The organism is Mycobacterium sp. OAS707, assembly GCF_014873705.1.
Lineage (GTDB): Bacteria > Actinomycetota > Actinomycetes > Mycobacteriales > Mycobacteriaceae > Mycobacterium.
Genome location: NZ_JADBDS010000001.1, coordinates 772,945 through 789,950, shown reverse-complemented (window position 1 = coordinate 789,950; position 17,006 = coordinate 772,945). Strand labels below are relative to the sequence as shown.

At 64.4% G+C, this 17,006-nt stretch carries 15 protein-coding genes; 4 read left to right on the top strand and 11 right to left on the bottom strand.

The window, feature by feature from the left end:
• Positions 1-64 precede the first annotated feature (64 nt).
• The gene (locus tag GGC64_RS03860; protein ID WP_192721117.1) at positions 65-1,195 is read left to right on the top strand and encodes an acyl-CoA dehydrogenase family protein; all 1,131 of its coding nucleotides are present in this window, start codon (positions 65-67) and stop codon (positions 1,193-1,195) included.
• A gap of 70 nt (positions 1,196-1,265) precedes the next feature.
• Here the strand turns inward: GGC64_RS03860 and GGC64_RS03855 are convergent, their stop codons facing one another.
• Together GGC64_RS03855 and GGC64_RS03850 are read right to left on the bottom strand one after the other, a co-directional pair.
• The gene (locus tag GGC64_RS03855; RefSeq protein WP_192721116.1) at positions 1,266-2,198 is read right to left on the bottom strand and encodes an LLM class flavin-dependent oxidoreductase; all 933 of its coding nucleotides are present in this window, start codon (positions 2,196-2,198) and stop codon (positions 1,266-1,268) included.
• Positions 2,195-3,028: a MaoC/PaaZ C-terminal domain-containing protein gene (locus tag GGC64_RS03850; RefSeq protein WP_192721115.1), complete on the bottom strand. Its 834-nt coding sequence runs from the start codon at positions 3,026-3,028 to the stop codon at positions 2,195-2,197. Before GGC64_RS03850 ends, GGC64_RS03855 begins: the two co-directional genes overlap by 4 nt.
• A 102-nt stretch (positions 3,029-3,130) precedes the next feature.
• Here GGC64_RS03850 and GGC64_RS03845 point away from each other — a divergent pair, with 102 nt between their 5' ends.
• Entirely contained in the window at positions 3,131-4,048 is a 918-nt protein-coding gene (locus GGC64_RS03845) for an LLM class F420-dependent oxidoreductase (RefSeq protein ID WP_192721114.1), read from the top strand.
• Here GGC64_RS03845 and GGC64_RS03840 read toward each other — a convergent pair.
• Genes GGC64_RS03840 through GGC64_RS03825 form a run of 4 tightly spaced genes read right to left on the bottom strand, consistent with a single transcriptional unit; the run spans position 4,045 to position 8,649 of the window.
• The gene (locus GGC64_RS03840) at positions 4,045-5,358 is read right to left on the bottom strand and encodes an amidohydrolase family protein (RefSeq protein ID WP_192721113.1); all 1,314 of its coding nucleotides are present in this window, start codon (positions 5,356-5,358) and stop codon (positions 4,045-4,047) included. The genes GGC64_RS03845 and GGC64_RS03840 overlap by 4 nt on opposite strands.
• Positions 5,355-6,932, bottom strand: a complete 1,578-nt coding sequence (locus tag GGC64_RS03835; protein ID WP_192721112.1) for an FAD-dependent oxidoreductase — start codon at positions 6,930-6,932, stop codon at positions 5,355-5,357. Before GGC64_RS03835 ends, GGC64_RS03840 begins: the two co-directional genes overlap by 4 nt.
• Positions 6,929-7,825, bottom strand: coding sequence for an alpha/beta fold hydrolase (locus GGC64_RS03830; RefSeq protein ID WP_192721111.1), 897 nt, complete (start codon positions 7,823-7,825; stop codon positions 6,929-6,931). The genes GGC64_RS03835 and GGC64_RS03830 overlap by 4 nt, the downstream gene beginning before the upstream one ends.
• Positions 7,822-8,649, bottom strand: a complete 828-nt coding sequence (locus GGC64_RS03825) for an alpha/beta fold hydrolase (protein WP_192721110.1) — start codon at positions 8,647-8,649, stop codon at positions 7,822-7,824. Before GGC64_RS03825 ends, GGC64_RS03830 begins: the two co-directional genes overlap by 4 nt.
• Before the next feature lie 121 nt (positions 8,650-8,770).
• On the opposite strand from GGC64_RS03825, the gene GGC64_RS03820 reads away from it, so the two are divergent.
• Entirely contained in the window at positions 8,771-9,379 is a 609-nt protein-coding gene (locus GGC64_RS03820; protein WP_192722386.1) for a TetR/AcrR family transcriptional regulator, read from the top strand.
• 24 nt (positions 9,380-9,403) lie between these two features.
• Here the strand turns inward: GGC64_RS03820 and GGC64_RS03815 are convergent, their stop codons facing one another.
• Genes GGC64_RS03815 through GGC64_RS03795 form a run of 5 tightly spaced genes read right to left on the bottom strand, consistent with a single transcriptional unit; the run spans position 9,404 to position 16,077 of the window.
• Entirely contained in the window at positions 9,404-10,594 is a 1,191-nt protein-coding gene (locus GGC64_RS03815; RefSeq protein ID WP_192721109.1) for a cytochrome P450, read from the bottom strand.
• An 11-nt stretch (positions 10,595-10,605) separates the two neighbouring features.
• On the bottom strand, positions 10,606-12,153 hold the full coding sequence (locus GGC64_RS03810; protein WP_192721108.1) for a bifunctional 3-(3-hydroxy-phenyl)propionate/3-hydroxycinnamic acid hydroxylase: 1,548 nt from the start codon (positions 12,151-12,153) through the stop codon (positions 10,606-10,608).
• On the bottom strand, positions 12,150-14,021 hold the full coding sequence (locus GGC64_RS03805) for an acyl-CoA synthetase (protein ID WP_192722385.1): 1,872 nt from the start codon (positions 14,019-14,021) through the stop codon (positions 12,150-12,152). The genes GGC64_RS03810 and GGC64_RS03805 overlap by 4 nt, the downstream gene beginning before the upstream one ends.
• The gene (locus tag GGC64_RS03800; RefSeq protein WP_192721107.1) at positions 14,012-14,950 is read right to left on the bottom strand and encodes a fumarylacetoacetate hydrolase family protein; all 939 of its coding nucleotides are present in this window, start codon (positions 14,948-14,950) and stop codon (positions 14,012-14,014) included. The genes GGC64_RS03805 and GGC64_RS03800 overlap by 10 nt, the downstream gene beginning before the upstream one ends.
• The gene (locus GGC64_RS03795; protein ID WP_192721106.1) at positions 14,947-16,077 is read right to left on the bottom strand and encodes a VOC family protein; all 1,131 of its coding nucleotides are present in this window, start codon (positions 16,075-16,077) and stop codon (positions 14,947-14,949) included. Before GGC64_RS03795 ends, GGC64_RS03800 begins: the two co-directional genes overlap by 4 nt.
• Before the next feature lie 104 nt (positions 16,078-16,181).
• On the opposite strand from GGC64_RS03795, the gene GGC64_RS03790 reads away from it, so the two are divergent.
• Complete coding sequence (locus GGC64_RS03790; protein WP_192721105.1) at positions 16,182-16,841, top strand: TetR/AcrR family transcriptional regulator; 660 nt, start codon at positions 16,182-16,184, stop codon at positions 16,839-16,841.
• Positions 16,842-17,006: the final 165 nt, after the last annotated feature.

Genomic DNA, 17,006 nt, shown 5'->3' with positions numbered 1-17,006 from the left:
GTGCCTCTCTGCTTGTTTGACCGCCCTACTTTACAGAATGACGTAAAAGTGTCACGGTGTCTGGGTGGACTTCGCGCGCGTGGAACTGTCCGAGGACGACCGGGCGTTTCGCGATGAGCTGCGGGCGTTCCTCGGCAGGATCGTGACTGACGAGGTCATCGCCAAGGACCGCCAGACGGGTGAGAACTTCGATGAAGGTGTGCATCTGGCGCTCGGCGACGCCGGATATCTGGCAGCCGACTTCAAAGACGAGGCCGACGGTGGCTTCAGCCGGGTGCGACGGCGGATCTGGAATCTCGAGATCGGCCGCCGGCACACGCCCTGGTTCCACTGGGGCACCACCGCGATGGTCGCGCGGGCGGTCGAGCAATTCGGTTCGCCCGAACTCAAGGCGGAGGTCATGCCGAACGTGCTGTCGGGGCGGTTTCGGCTGTGCCTCGGCTACACCGAACCCGAGGGCGGATCGGATGTCGCGACGTGCAAAACGCGTGCGGTGCGCGATGGGGACGGCTGGGTTATCAATGGCTCCAAGATGTTCACGTCGAACGCCCACAACGCGCAGTACGTCTATCTGATCACCAACACCGACCCGGATGCTCCGAAACATCAGAGCCTGACCATGTTTCTGGTACCGCTCGACAGACCCGGCGTGGAGATCCAACCGATCCGCACGGTCGACGGCGATCGCACCAACATCACCTACTACAGCGACGTGCGCATCGAGGACAGGTATCGCGTCGGTGAGGTCAACCGTGGGTGGGCCGTCTTGCGGGATGCACTCAACGACGAGCACGGCACGGTGGAACGCGAGGACGACGGTCTGCAGAAACTCGCCGCCATGTCCGAACATCTGCTGTTACTGGCCGAGGCCGTCGACAACGTGGCGGCCCGCGCGGGCAATGACGACGCGGTGAAGTATCGCCTTGGCCGCAGCATCGCCCGAATGGAAGCGGCGACGAGCACTCCAGATATGTTTGGCCGCGTAGCGATTGCGCAGACCATGCGCGACGTGGCACCGGAGTTGATGGACATCCTCGGCACGGCTTCGAGTGTTTCCCACGAAGCGGCGGAGTACATCCTTCGGCTAGCGGGGCCGACAGGCATCTATGGCGGCACCCTGGAGGTGTTCCGCAACATGATCGCCCAGCACGCTCTCGGGTTGGGACGGCCGAGCTACGCGCCGCCGAAGACCTAGGAGGCTCGTTTTTGCAGTGAGGGTCGTGACGTGTCGGATATCCACAGCCCTCGGTGCAAAATTGAGGCAGCTAAAGTCGAGCGATCACCTGTGACGCCAGCAGTTCGAGCGTTTCGTCCGAACCTCGGTCGTGGGTGAACAACACGATTTGGCCGAAGCCGAGATCTGTCAATTCATGCAGACGATCGACGACGGCAGGCGGCGTGCCGACCAGGCCACCTTCCGCAAGGCCGAATGCCGGTACTCCGAACCGCTTTTCGGCGAGCTCCCGCACCGCAGGCAGCGCGGCATCGTCTGGGGCCAGTGCCATCACCGCCTCCACCGACATGACGATGCTCGTTGGGTCGCGGCCGATCTCCTCGCAGATCGACCGCAGCACCGACACCTTATGGTCGAGTTCTCCCAGCGCGTAGGTGGGGATGTTCCACACATCGGCGTAGCGCGCGACCAGAGGCAGCGTGTACTTCTCGCCGACACCACCCACGACGATCGGCGGTCGCGGCTGCTGCACGGGTCCGGGCTTGATCGGCATGTCGCGGACGGTGAAATGCTTGCCCGTGAAATCGATTACCTCATTCGTGAACGCCTGATGCAGAATCTCCAGCGTCTCGCCCAGTCGTTCCGAGCGCTCGCGGAAGGTTCCCCACTCCAGCCCGACTCGGTGATGCTCATCTTCGATCGAACCGCTGCCGATGCCGAGTTGCAGCCGGCCTGCCGAGATCTGATCGAGCGTCGTGGCCATCTTCGCCAACACAGCCGGATGACGGAATTGGTTGCACAGCACCATATGTCCGACCTGGATGCGCTCGGTACGGCTGAGCAGTGCGGTGGCCAGCGTCCAGGCTTCCATTGAGGGGTAGCCGGGAGCGCCTGGTCCGTAGAGGTGGTCGTAGAGCCACAGCGAGTCGATGCCGAGTTCGTCGCAGCGCTGCGCGCGGTGCAGGATCTGCTCGTAGGTAAAGCCCATCTGGGGCAGATAGACGCCGATCTCCGGTTTACTCATGATCGCAGTTCCAGCCTTCCGTGGGTGATCGTGGTCGTGCCGTTGGCGATGGCTTCGAAAGCGAACGAATTCTCGTCGATGCCAAAGGCATTGACGGCTAGCTCGGAGTCCAGCGGCGTCGGTGAGGCAAACCGGACCGCTACCCGTCGGACCCGGCCCGGGTCGGCGTCCACGAGGCCGAGTAGCAGGTGCGTCGCAATACCCATCGTGCACAGCCCGTGCGTGAACACGGAGTCGAAGCCCGCCGCTCGCGCCACCTCGATGTCGAAGTGATGCGCCGCCCAGTCACCCGACACTTCGGCGTAGCGATGTGCCACGTCCTTGTCGATGTACTGACTCGCGGACCCGACGGGCTTGGCGCGTGCATTGTCTGGGAAGCGGTGGTCGGGTGGCATCGCGCCGAGGTCGGCGACATCGTGCAGGCCGAGCAGCACCATCGTCCACCACTGCTCGACAGCGACGGCGCCGTCCGCGTCGAGCTGTTCGAACTGCATGACGATCTGTGTGCCCGCGCGCGACGTCCGCACCGCCGAGATCCATGACGACGTATCCAGTTGCTCACCGGCGACCAGTGGCCGATGAATCACGATGTCGTGCTCACCGTGCACGCCGCCGCGAACGTGCCGCCACACCGTTTCAGGGAGGTCGGACCTGGCGGCCTCCTGCGGTTCGAAGATCAAGATTGCCGGGAACACGGCAGGCACAGCGCGACCATCCAGCACCGCCGCCGTTCGATCTCCGGTGGCGGCCGCATAGGCGGCGATGGCGTCGGGTGCGAGAGCGCCGGGAAACGGGCCGTGCCGGCCGGGTGCCAGCACCACCTCGCTCATGCCCTTGACCTCTTCTGACGCTGAAGCTCTGTACTTTCCGTCGTTCGCATGGTAACGACATTCTCAGAAAACGAGAAGATTGTTCTGAAGCGGAGCTCCTACATGCGGTTCACGTTCACTCACCCGATGCACAGCCATCCGTACAACCCGGAGTTGGTGACTGGCTCGGGCATCGCGGCCGTCGCAGCCGCGGCCGAGTCGGCGGGCTTCGATGGCTTCGGGTTCACCGATCATCCGGCGCCCACCCAGAGGTGGCTGGAATCGGGCGGACACGACGCGTTGGACCCGTTCGTGGCGATGGGCTATGCGGCGGCGAGGACGACGACTCTGCGGCTGATCCCGAACATCGTGGTGCTGCCTTACCGGAATCCGTTCGTGGTGGCCAAGGCCGGCGCGACACTGGATCTGCTGTCCGATGGCCGGTTCGTCCTCGGCGTCGGCGTCGGCTACCTCAAGCGCGAGTTCGCCGCGGTGGGCGTGGACTTCGACGAGCGGGGCCAACTGTTCGACGAGGCACTGGAAGTGATCCGCGGCATCTGGACCACCGATGACTTCTCTTATGAGGGAACGCATTTCACCGCAACCGGCATCACCGCCCATCCGCGGCCGGTGAGCCGACCGCATCCGCCGATCTGGATCGGTGGCAACACCGCGGCCGCGCGTCGGCGGGTGACCACACACGGCGACGGCTGGTGCCCGTTCCCGGCGCCAGCGATGCTCGCCCAAACTGCCCGCACCGCGGAGATGAACTCCGAGGTCTTGGGTGCGGGCATCGACGACCTACGTCGGCGACTGGAGGCAGCGGGCCGGAATCCGGATGCCGTCGACATCAGCTTCACCAATGCCGAGGGTGGCAACCCGGGGGCCGAAGAATTCAATGCCGATGCCTATCTCGGCGGTGTGGAAAAGCTTGCCGCACTGGGTGTTACCTGGTTACAGGTCGGCCTGCCCGGCGACAGCCTCGCTCATGTTCTCGAGACGATCGAACGCTTCGGCAAATCGGTGATCGCCCAGGGTTAGCCGAAGTGGCGACATGAGGTCAGCAGAACGTCTGGGTATTGTGAACGGCTGAAGAGGCTTTCGGCGGATCTGGACAGCGCGGTGAGGGCGGCGTCCACGTCGACCCCCCGAAGCCGTCCATCGCTCTTCACGATTTCACCGCCGACGATGACGGTGTCGATGTTGCTGGTGTCCATGTGGTGGACTACAGCACCGGTCGCGTGCGACATCGGGGCGGTGTTGAGCGTACGGGCGTTGAGTACGACGATGTCTGCGATCTTGCCGGGTGTGAGAGATCCGACGAGATGGTCGAGGTGAGCCGCTTGCGCGCCGCCAAGAGTCGCCATCCTCAGAATGTCGCGGGTGGTGACCGGCTTCGGATTATCAGGATTCACATTGCGTTGCGACTGGAACGCCGCGCGCATTTGGGAGAACATGTCGACCGGTCCCAAGCTGGCGCCGTCGGTGCTCAAGCCGGCGGCGACGTTGTAGTCGATCGCCGACTGTATCGCGGGGGTTCCCATGCCGAGGGCGTGCTCGACGAAGCACGACAGCGACACCTTTCCGTCGGTGCGCGCAATGGCCTGCCAGGTCGAGTCGTGCAGACCGATGCAGTGGATATAGGTGCTGCGCGGACCCAACAGTCCTTCATTCTCGAGTTCTTCCAGCGCGCGACCGAACCATTCGTTGTTGATGTGTGCGAACACGGGAAGATTCAGTTCTCGCGCGATTCGAAAGTCCGTGGCATCGGGTAGGTAGCCCATGGCCAAACTCACGCGCGTGCCGGTGTCAGCGGCGCCTGCCGCCTCGACCAATCGTCGAATATCGTTGGGATAGTTGTACGTCGGCGCCGCATCGTGGCCCATAACCGGGGTGAGACTGAAAACGCAACGAATGCCCGAACGCCGGATGGCGTCGAGCGCGGCGTCAGTGTGCGCAGGGGTGTAGGAGCACTGCGATGTGTCAACTACGGTCGTCGTTCCGGCGGAGAGGTTCTGCAGGGCGCCCACAAACTCACTCCAATACACATCCTCTGGGGTGTAGTGGTGAAAGATCGCGTCGCGTCCTGTCCGCGACTGAGCGAAATAGTCGTCGGCGAGCGCATCAGACCAGTAGCCTCGCAGTGCTGTCTGAAACATGTGCAGGTGAGAATTGACGAAACCCGGCAACACGATTTTGTCAGTGCAATCCAGCACGTGAGCGTCGGCGGTGAGATCGACCCCGACGCGGCTGATCACGGCGTCCTCGACGAGCACATCGCCGCGCGCGAAATCACCGATGTCGTCGTCCATTGTCAGCACGGTGGCGTTGCGCAGCAGGATGCGGGTCATGGTTGCGATTCCTCCCGCGTCGAAGGGGCGACGATCCGCACCGGAGGGGCGAGTCTGCTGATGGCTGCCCTGGCCCGGGTGAGCATGTCGCGGGTGGCAATGCTTGCGATGTAGCCGTCGGGCCGGATGAGCAGGAGAGTGTCGGCGTCCAGGCCGTAGATTTTCTTGAATGTTGCAGCCGGGTCTTGCAATAGCTTCTCGCTGAGGGCGGTGTCAGTGCCGATGGTGACTCGCCGGAGCGGGGCGCCGATGGCGGGCCACGACAGCTGCGCGAGTTCGCGCGCCGCCCGTTCGCCGTACGCCAGCGCCGTGAAATGCGTTCCCCGATAGACATCGAACAGTCGCACCGGCTTACCGTCTGCGTCACGCAGCACCGCATCGGGGGCGCGGTCACCCGCTTGCAGCGTCGCGGTGCGTTCGTCGGTGTCCGCGGCGAGCGGGCCGCCACGGTAGCTCAGTGACAGCTGCTGTTCGTCCTCGCCCCGCCGAATGCTGGAGGGGTCCATTTTTCCCAGCCCGCTGTACTTCTTGGTGGACAGGCCGAGCACACCCGCCGCGATGGGTTGGCGTTCTGTCTCGTACGTGTCGAGCAGTTCAGGTGGGCCGCCGGCGAGAACCTGGCCGAGTTTCCAGCCGAGGTTGTAGGCGTCCTGGATGCCGGTGTTCAGCCCCTGGGCGCCCGCGGGGGTATGCACGTGTGCGGCATCGCCTGCGAGGAAAACCCGGCCGCGCCGATAGCTCTGCGCCAGCCGAATATTGGGACGGAACACCGACTTCCACGCGATGTCATGCACGGCCAGCCGCTTGTCGCCGGTGCGCGCACGGATGACCTCGGTGATTTGCGCTTCGTCGATTGGCGGTGACTCGTCGGGGGCCAGCCGGATCATCCACTGGAATTGGTCACTGTGGGGCAGCGGGCACGCTCCGACGAAGCGGCCGCGTAGCCCGGGCCACACGTGCCAGCGGTCGCGCGACAGGCCGCCGTCGACGGCGGCGTCGACGATGAGGACACGGTCGGCCTCGTCGGTCGACCCGACGAAATCGATGCCGACCTGTTTGCGCACGACGCTACCGCCCCCGTCTGCACCGATGACGAAGCGAGCGGTGATCGTCTCGACCCCGTCTCTCGTCGTCACCGAGGTCACCACCGCGTCAGGTGTTTGTGTCAGTTCGGCTATCTCACAGTGGAATTCGACGGCGCCCCCCAGCGCGCGCAGGCGGTTGTGCAGTGCGCTGTCGGTACGGAACTGCGGAATCAGCCACGTGTCTGGGAACGGCACGTCGTCGCCGCCCTTTCGGCTTCGCATCATCCGCCATGGCACGGTGAAAGGTCCGAGGTGAATGCCCATCAGCGGATAGGTCGATCCGCCGGCCAGTATCTCCTCGAGGGCGCCGAGATCCTCGAGCACTTCGAGGGTACGGGGTTGAATGCCTTTGGCGCGGGAGCCGTCGAAGGCGTGATCTGCCTTGTCGATTACGCGCACGGTCAGTCCGCGTCGCGTCAGGTCGATGGCCAGCGCGGTGCCCACGGGGCCTGCGCCGACAACAAGGACATCGAGGATGGGTGTGGTCATGGGGTGATCCGATCGGTGTATGCGGCAGCGAAAGCCGCGAGATGTTCGGCGACCTCAATGGGCCGCTCATAGGGCGCCATGTGGCCGCAGTCGATGACATGGGTTTCGGCGGGGCGCAGCAGCGTGCATGCCGTGTCCATGTCCGAAATCGGGGTGACCTTGTCCTGGGTGCCCCACATCAGCATTGTCGGCACCTTTCGGTCACCGATACCGCGGTACAACGGCTTTCGTCCGGAGAGCGGAAAGTTCTGCAGCGTCGAGAAGAACGCGAACATCGATCCCTGATAGACGTAAGTGTCGGCGATCATCGCCGTCAGTTGCGGTGCCAGCGTTGGGTCGGCCACGTTGTGCCCGAGGTGGCCCAACAGAATGCGTCGCCCCAACAGTTTGGCCGCGGCTCTGGCGACCACATCGCTGCGCAACAGTCGCTGCTGACGCGCGGTGGCATCCGATAACCCTGCCGGTCCCACCAATGTCAGCGTCCCCACGGACTCGGAGTGCTCCGCCACATACCCCATGGCGATCAAGGCGCCCATTGACGTGCCGACGACGTGGTGGCGCGCGGGCAAGTCCAGTGCGGTGATGATTTCGCGCAGTTGACGGCCGAACAGCGCGTCGTCGTAACGGCCGGGCACCCGGTCGGAGTAGCCGCGTCCGTAGGCGCTGAAGGCCAGGGTGCGCAGGCCGCGGGCGTGCAGTTCGTCGGCGAAGGCGTCCCAATAGAACAGCGGGATGGTCAATCCCGGTACGAGAACGACGAGCGCACCTTCCTCGGGACCGCGCAGTTCGTAATGCGTGACACCGTCGCTGAGTTCGATGAAGCTGCCGCGCAACTCGCGGCGTGTGACGTCGTCGAGGTGGCGGTTCTCGCTGCTGACCGTGAAGTACCTCAAGACACATCCTTGTCAGCGAGGCCGTCCAGAAATGTGGTGACCTGATCGGCAAACCAGACGGGATCTTCTTCGGGCAGTAGGTGCCCGCTGTCGGGGTGGATGGCTTCGCGGCTGCCGGGAATGTCCCTGGCGAAGTGTTGGCCGTCGATGCCGGCGCTGCGCAGCACCAGGGTCGGCACCGTGATGCGGGTGATTTCGGCGCTGCGGTCGGGCTGGTCGGTGTTGACGAAATCGACGAACGCCGAACGGTTTCCGGGTTGGTTCCACAGGTGGTGTACCCGGCTGACCATCGCGTCATCGACGATGGTGCAGTGCGGTCCGACCGCTTGTTGTAGGCCGCGTTCGACCATTCGTCGCGGCATCCATGCGCGCATGAGCGGCCGCACAACGGGATTGCGGGCCAACCGCATGCCCACGGGCATCGACTTCTCCGGGTAGCCGGTGGCGTTGACCAAGACGAGCGCACGTAAACGTTCCGGGTGATCGAGCGCCAGATTCCAGGCGACGTTGCCGCCCAACGAGTTTCCGGCCGCCGCGTAGCGCGGAATGTTCAACTTCTTCATGAACTGGGCCATGGTGGCGGCATAGGTCACCACTCGGTAGTCGCCGTGCGGCCGCGGCCCTGTGAGTCCGAAGCCGGGCAGGTCTGGACGGATGACATCGAAGGACTTTTGCAGGAGTACCGCGGCGCAGTCGAAGTGCTCCAGCGAGGAGGTGGTGCCGTGCAGCAGCAGCAGTGCAGGACCGCGCCCGGCACGTTTGTAGTGCAGACGCAGGCCGTCGACGTCCATGAACTGCGACCGCGTGGTGGAATGTACCGACATAATGGATACAGTGTTGCCGATATTGCTTTCGCTGTCAATGCTGGGCATACTGAGCAGCGTGAACACCGCCAAGGCCAGCACGGAGCAAGCGTCGACGCGGCGCTCCCGGGGACGTCCGGCCATGCCGCCGGACCGGATCGTCGACGCCGCTCTCGAACTTGTCGACGCCCAGGGTGCCGATGCGCTGTCGATGCGGACACTGGCCCAGCAGCTGAACTCCGGTACGGCCACGCTCTACCGCCATTTCGCCAACCGCTCAGAACTGATCGCCCACGTGGTGGACCGCGTGTACGGAGAAGTGCATCTGGATGCCGCCGAGTTGGCCGGGCAGAGCTGGCAGCGCTCGTGTGAAGCTGTCGTCCGCACCATGTATGAGGCGCTGAACCGCCATCCCAGTGTCACCCGCCTGATGCTCGATCAGACTCCATTCGGCCCCAACGCGATGGCGATCCGCGAAACCTGTCTGTCCATGCTCCTCGACAGCGGCTTCGCCCCTGACCTTGCCGCCCGCATCTACGCCACGCTGTCGCGCTACGTGCTCGGCTTCGCCATCCAGTTCTCTGGAAACCCCGACGCGCATGCGGCGCATGACGCGGCGGCGTTTCACCACGTCGACCCGTCGCAATTCCCGGCGACGCTGTCTGTGGCCGAGGCGATGCCTGTGCCGCTGGACGTCGAGTTTTCCTTCGGGCTGGATCTGCTCATCAAGGGACTCAGTCAGATCCGCTGAGTGCCAGCGTCTTCCGATACAGCCCTAGGCCGGAATGAGTTTGACCGGCAGGCTTTCGTGTCTGCGGATGATGTTGTTGACCGCCCATGTGGGCGTGCCCGCGAGTTCGATTCGGTCGACGCGTTCCACGAGCGCCCGAAGCATCGCGGACGTCTCGAGGCGGGCCAGACCTTGTCCGGCGCAGGCGTGGGCGCCGTGGCCGAAGCCGAGTTGACGGGTGGCGTCGCGCTCGATGTTGAAGCTGTCGGGGTCATCCCATTCGAGCTCGTCTCGGTTCGCCGAAGCATAGATGACCAGCACGCGTGCTCCGGCTGGAACCAGGTGTCCGGCGATCTCTGTCGTCTCCTTGGCTTGGCGGGAGAACGCGCGCAGCGGAGATTCATAACGGAGAATCTCGTTGATGGCGTTAGGGATTCGCGCGGGATCCTGCCTGAGGACCTGCCACTGCTCGGGATGGGTGGCGAAGAGGTGCAAGGCGTGCGAGATGGCGCTGATGGTGGTGTCAAGCGATGGTGCGATGTAGTCGATCATCAGGGCTGCACACACTTCGGGTGAAACCTTGCCGTCGTCGGCGGCGAGAAGGACCTCGTGGCCGATGCTGCCTTTGATCAGGCTGCGTTGTCTGACCACTCGACGGGCGAATTTCAGCATTCGCAAACTGGCCGGTAGCGACCTGACCGCGTGCCTGTTGAGCGGGCCGAGAATGTCGAATGTCGCTGCACCCCAGGGCAAGAGATTGTCACGCTGGCTGGGTGGCCATCCGACGAGGTCAGGGACGACCGCCAACGGCAGCGCACATGCTAGATCCTCGACGCCATCGATTTCGCTTTGGCGCAACGCGGTGTCGACCACCTGTGCGGCCTGCTCCTCGATGTTGTCACTGACGGAGCGGAGCGCACGGGGCAACAACCGGTGGGCAACGAGCTTTCGCCGCTCATCGTGTTCGGTGCCGTCGCTGTTGAGGGTGGTGCCGCGGGACAGCCGGTTGGTGAGGCGGTTTAGTGCCACGCCGTTCCCTGAGACGAACGTTTTGTCGTTGCGCAGCACCGCTTTGCATTCGGCGTACCTCGGCAGCGCAAATGCGCGATGGCGCGACATCCATACCACCGGCCCGAGCTGCCGCAGCCGCGCGTAATGCGGATACGGGTCAATGATCGCGTCGGTCGTGTATATGTTGCTGCGGTACTGCGGAACAGCGTTGCGTGGTTCAACCATCGTGTGCCTTTCTATGTGGCGGGGGAGACCTGACTGCTGCGGACGGCCGGCGTAAACGCGGGCATCGTCGCGCACAGTCGCGATAAGTTGCGTCCCGCGTACATGACTGTTCGATCGGGCCTGATGACCGCGGCGGTCGCGTGTCCGCGGCGGAGCCACTGCGCCAGTTCACTGCCGGGTTGGACGACGTGGATAACGGCACCGTACTCTTCGAGCAGCTCGTACTGGAATGCCGACGGCCGCGTGGTCGTGACGAGTGCGAAGCCATTACCGAACACCTCATCCAGGCTTTCGCCTTCGGCCAGAACCGGATTGGGGCATAGCGTCCCGGCCAGCTGACGCGGACGGCGGCCCCTGATCACCAGTGCGGATCGGTGCAGCGCCGGCGTCGTGCCGTTGACCAGTTTTTCTCGCAGGCCGGGAACCATGCGCAGACGCGGGGCGATGAAGCGTCGGGCTGCGTTTCCGATGCTGCCGCCCGCGGTCATCGCCCAACCCATCCCCAACGCGAGGCCAATCATCGTGCGAGCGTGCGGCTTTCGCTCCTGCTCATAGGTGTCCAGCACATTCGTGCCGAGGTCGCCTTTGAGCACGCCGGCGAGCTTCCAGGCCAGGTTCATCGCATCGCGAAGTCCTGCTCCCATTCCTTGGCCGATGAAGGGCGGTGTCAGGTGGGCGGCGTCGCCAAGCAGAAAGACGTTTCTATCGCGCCATCGGTCCGCAATCTGTGCACGGAAGGTGTACTCGGTCACCCGCACCAACTCGAGTCTGTCGTTGGGTATTGCGTTGACCCACGGGGTAATCAGGCCGCGAAGGGCTTCCAGTGTGCCGTAGTCTTCGGCCGTCTCATCGGTGAGCAAGCGAAACTCCCAGCGGTACCGGTTCGGGCCGATCCGCATGTAGGTCCCGGCGCGGGCGGGATCACACACCTGATGTACGCCGTCCCATTGGTTCAGCTCTGCATCGGTGATCACGTCGGCGACCAGCCAGCGCTGCTCGAATCGCAGATTCTGCATTACCGCGCCGATGGAGGCGCGAACGACGCTGTTGGCGCCGTCGCATCCGAGCACATACTCTGCGTCGACGATGTGCTCGTCGCCAGAGACGCGATCGGTGTAGGTCACCCGTACCCGACCGGGTTCGTGCTGAGTGATGTCCGTGACTTCCGCGTTGCCCCTGAGCTCCGCGGCCGAGCGCTTCGTCAAGTTGGATCGCAGCAGTGCTTCGAGTTCGGGCTGGTCGAACATGTTGGCCTGGGGGAAGCCGTGGATGCTTTCGGTCGGGTCACGGTCGAATTGGGCCAGCACCCGGTGGTCATGGTCGAGAAGTCGCAGACCCAGCGCAGGTCGTGAGATCGCGGCGAACTGCTCGGACACACCGAGTCGCGCGACGAGGCGGTAGATCTCGTCATCGAGGTGAACCGCCCGCGGCTGCGGGTAGACCGATTCCCATCGGTCGAGAACCAGGCACGAAATACCGTAATCGGCAAGCAAAGTCGCCACGGTGACGCCGGTAGGGCCGGCGCCGATGACCACCACTGGGACGGACTTCAGCGTCATGACCGCTCCTTGATGTCCCAGGCGATCGCGTAGCGACCGAGCGTGGCTTTGACGGCTTCGGCATCCGTTGCGGCGTCGACAGCGACCATGACGACAATCGATCCGTCGTCGATGGTGGCGTCGACGCGGTCCACACCGACGGTTCCTGCCAGGGCGTCCTGGATAGCGCGGCGGGCCGCGTCGGCTCTCAGGCTTAACTTGTACGGCTTGCCGACAGCAGTGACAGGCAGCGCGTCGACGATCGTCACCGATTTGGGGGCGGCGGCGCGCTCTGCGACATGTCCTGCGGCCCAGGCCTCCAGCTCCAGCTCGGTGACCGAAGCAGTGGGATTCACGACGATATAGGCGACGGGTACCTCACCGGCGTGCGCGTCGGGTCGGCCGACAGCTGCAGCGCCGGTGACATCTGGATGGGCGAGCAGCGCGTCTTCGATCATTGCCGGGTCGATGTTGTGGCCGCCGCGGATGATGAGGTCTTTGGCCCGTCCGGTGAGGTGGACGAAGCCCTCGGCGTCGACCCATGCGAGGTCACCGGTGTCGAGCCAGCCGTCGTTGAGTTTCCCCAGGCCGTCGAGCACGTACGAGTCGCCGGTGCGAGCAGTGACGTATCCGGGAAAGACGGTGGGTCCGCTGATCACGAGGTTGCCCACCTCGCCGCCGGGCAGATCGTGCCAACGACCATCGGCGTCGATTCGCACGGTCTTGACGTGTTGGTAGGGGAGTCGTTGGCCCACCGAACCGGGCCTGGGATGGAATGGGAAGCTGCGGACACTGGCGCAGGTGGCCTCTGTGAGGCCGTACCCCTCGACAAGGGGGACCCCGGTGTGCGATTCGAAGTCCGAACGCACCGCGGCGGGCAGCGCCGAGGCTCCGACCAAGGCGTAGCGCAGGCTCGTGATGTCGGCGTCAACCGGACACTGCGCCAGGACGGAGTAGACCGTCGGCACCGCGCTCATCGCGCCGATCCCATACTGCTGCACCATCTTCCAGAAGGTCGCGTACAGCGCCGTGTCGCGGTAGCCCAGCGGTCCGGCCCATACCGCCTGCTGGCCACGCAGCAGCGGGGCCAACAGCGTCACCACCGAGGCGTTGACGTGAAACAGCGGCAGGCCGGCGAAGAGCACCGAGTTCTCGTCGAGCAGCGTGTTGGCGGCGATCATCCACGCATCGGTGACTTCATTTGCATGCGTGTGTGCTGCGGTTTTCGGTTTGCCCGTCGTTCCACCGGTGTGAAATAGCGCAGCGATATCCTGCGCGACCGGCGGCTGCCCGTGAAACGCTGTGCCATCGTACTTTTCGGCGAGATCGCCAAGGTATTTCACGCAGCTGTCGGCCGGAGTGATTGCGCCGGTTGGACGAAGAGCGAGAACGGTATCCACCACGCCTGCATTGATCAGGTGCTGGGCCGTGTCCCAGCTGGCCGTGTCCAATTCCGGTGCGGCGGCAACCAGCACGCGTGCGCCGGCCCTCGTGACGAGTTCGGCGATGTGGTCGACCGACAGCCCGCCGTTGATCGGTGCGGCGATACCTGCGAGCTGGGCTGCCAACGTCACGGTGATCAACTCGTCGCAGTTGGGGGAGATGATCGCAACGGCGTCGTGCCGCCGGACACCCACGTCGCGCAGCAGGTTCGCGGTCTTGTGCACGTCGGCGAGCAGTTCTGAAAAAGTGCGACACTCCGGCTCGGCCCACCGGCTGGCATCGGGCAGAGCCGTCAACGCAATGCGCTGCGGCCACAGGGTGGCTGCACGCTGCAGTGCTGCGTACGTCGACTCCGGAAGGCCTCTGTCTGCCAAAGGAATTGATTCGATGGCGACGATGTCGGCCGGGACGGCGTAGGACGGCCAGAGCAGGTCGGTCACGCGTATTTCACCGCGGTGCGTTGCGTGCCGAGATCGATGGCGCCGTCGTCGGTGGCTACCGACAGCTCGACGATGTCGCCGTGCTGCAGATACTTGTCGTTCTTGGCTTGTTGGGCAAAGAACGCCTTCCACTTGACCGCAGGCGGCAGCAGGGCACTGATCGTCTGGATGAGCTTGGGCGGGGCGCTGAGCGCGGTGCCGACGGGAGTACCCGTCATGATGAGGTCGCCGGCGTTCAGGTTCTGGAATCGGGTGAGTGATTGCAGCGCCTGCAGCGGTCCGTAGATCATGTCTGCGTCGACTAGCATGTTCTGTCGTACTTCGCCGCTGACTCGAAGCTGCAGGCGCAGATCGCCAAACCGCTTGAGCTCATCGGCGTCCAGCAGCACCAAGGCGGGCCCGACGGGAGTGAAGGTCGGGTACGACTTCGCCTCGTAGAACTGTGTTTGCGGCAACTGGATATCGCGGGCCGAAACATCGTTCGTCACAACCAGACCCGCGACGTAGTCGGCCAGATTCGACTCGGCGATCTCGGTGCCCACCGGAACGTCCCGGCCGATCACCAGGCCGATCTCCACCTCGTAGTCGAGGAACTTGACGTGTGCCGGCTTGACGATGTCGTCGAACGGTCCGCTGATGGATGCCGACGCCTTGCGAAAGAACGTGAGCGGAATGGTCTTTGGGTCCATTCCCGCGTCCTTGACGTGTGACACGAAGTTCGTCATCTGGGCGACGACGCGGCACGGCGCGGTCACGGGGGAGACGAGGTCGAGGCTTTCGACCGGGACGCTCACGGCGCCATGCGAAGCGGCATCGATGGCGGACCGGTCCGACAACAGCTCACCGGTCGTCATCGCGTCGGTATCGATTTTGACTGCGCCGGCGGTTGTTTGGACCCACCAGGCATCGGCGGTGCGGAGTACGGAGACGGTCATGAAGTCGCAACTTTCAGTAGGCCGAGCAGGCGGTTGATATCGAATTCGTTGTCCTCGCGCAGCGCGGTGATCGTCGACCGCACTTCGTGGGGAATGGCTTTCGGGTTGGTGCCCAGGAAGTCCTTGCTTGCAGGCGGGCCCCACTGCGCCAGGCCGGAGGCGGTGAATGGCGCCCAACCCGGCTCCAATGTCGAGTCGAACATGTCGCCGTCGGCGAAGTGCTCGACCATGAAGCCATCCGGGTCGCGCCAGTAGTCGAACAGCTGGCTGCCCTCGATGTGGCGGCCGATGCCCCACGACCGGAAATAGCCGCGCTCCCTGAGGTATTCACCGCCTGCAGCCAGTGCGTCGAGATCACAGACCTGGTAGGCCGAATGCACATAGCGGTTGGCCGGCCCGAGCGCCAGCGCCAGCGTGTGGTGATCGGCGGGTACGGTTCCGCGGTCGCAGCGGATGAAACTCATCGTCGGTCCGCGGTCCCGCTGGCCGGGGTAATAAAGGAAGTCGCTGACGATCATGCCGAGGGTGTCGAGATACCAGTTCAGCGTCTCGAGGTATTTGGTGGTCTGCAGCACGAGGTGCCCGAGTCGCTGCACCTTGGTGGGTGCGCGCGGCGGGCGCTGAGTCGCGTTCACCCGGCGCAGGTCGTGTCCGAAGTTGAAGGTGTGCGGGGCCTGCGCCGGCAGCGATTCCATCGAATGCATGCCCGCGACCACATGCACGGGGACACCGCTCGGGTCGATCAGATCGACGGTCAGGCCGCCGATGACGTCGGGCAGCGGCTTGGGTCGGGTTCCGGTCGCGTCGCCAAGGCGCAGCAGGTCGGTCTCGTCCTGGGCTCGGTAGGCGGCGCCGAGGAATCGGGTGCCCGGGCCGCGGCGAACGATCACGCACGGTGCACCGGCGTCGCTGCCCCGGAGCAGTAGCTCGTTCTGAGTCCGCAGCGCGGTGGCGAAACCGAAGGCGTGGGCGAACGCCTCGGCTCGCACCAGATCGGGCTTCTCGAACTCCAACCAGGCGATGTCGGCGACCTTGATGACCGGGTCGGCTGACCGTCCTGCGTGCTCACCCTTGCGTGCGCCCTGCTCGCTGTGCAGCTCATTGTGGGCGCCGAACAGGTCGTTCATGCCGTCTCCTCTCGTACTGACGAAATCGTCACATACGACGCAATGATCAGTCAAGCGTTGCTGACGAAATCCTCAAAACTGACTGAGTCTGCTATCCTGCGTTTGTGAGCGAACAGCTGGAGGGGCCGGTCAATCGGCTCGAGCGGCGCAAACAACGCACCCGCTCGGCACTGATCCAGGCGGCACAGGCGCTGATCGCCGCGGGCAAGCTCAACGTGCCGGTGCTCGAGATCACCCAGGCCGCCGACGTCGGGATGGGGTCGTTCTACAACCATTTCGACAGCAAGGAAGAACTGTTCGAGGCGGCCGTTGCCGATGTGCTCGACACCCACGGCGCGCTGCTCGACCAGCTGACGGCCTCGATCGACGACCCTGCCGAAACCTTCGCATGCAGCTTCCGGCTGACTGGCCGACTCTTTCGGCGCCGCCCGCAGGAGAGCCGGATCCTGCTTGTGAGCGGGCTCAATCTGATGGGATCGGAGCGCGGCCTCGGCCCCCGCGCGCTACGCGACATCACCGAGGCCACCGTCGCCGGCCGGTTCACGGTCGACGATCCGAAACTGGCATTGGCCGTCGCGGGCGGTGCCCTGCTTGGACTCGGCAAGCTGCTGCAGGACGAGCCAGAACGTGACGACGCGGCTGCCGCCGATCGCGTGACCGAAGATGTGTTGCGGCTGTTCGGACTTCCCGCAGACGAGGCGCACGATGTTTGCACTCGTCCGCTTCCGGACATCGCCGAACTGGCGCTGCCCGACTCGGCTTAGTGCGGTAGCCGCACGCTACGGATCCTCTTGTGCCGGTGTTTACGCTCGGCTACTGTACGGTTGCCGATCGTCACTCAAACAGTTGCCGATCGTCAACTAGACCTGGTGCGAGGGAGTCGACATGGAACAGCTCATGCCCGGCCGGCCAATTCATATCCCCGCAGG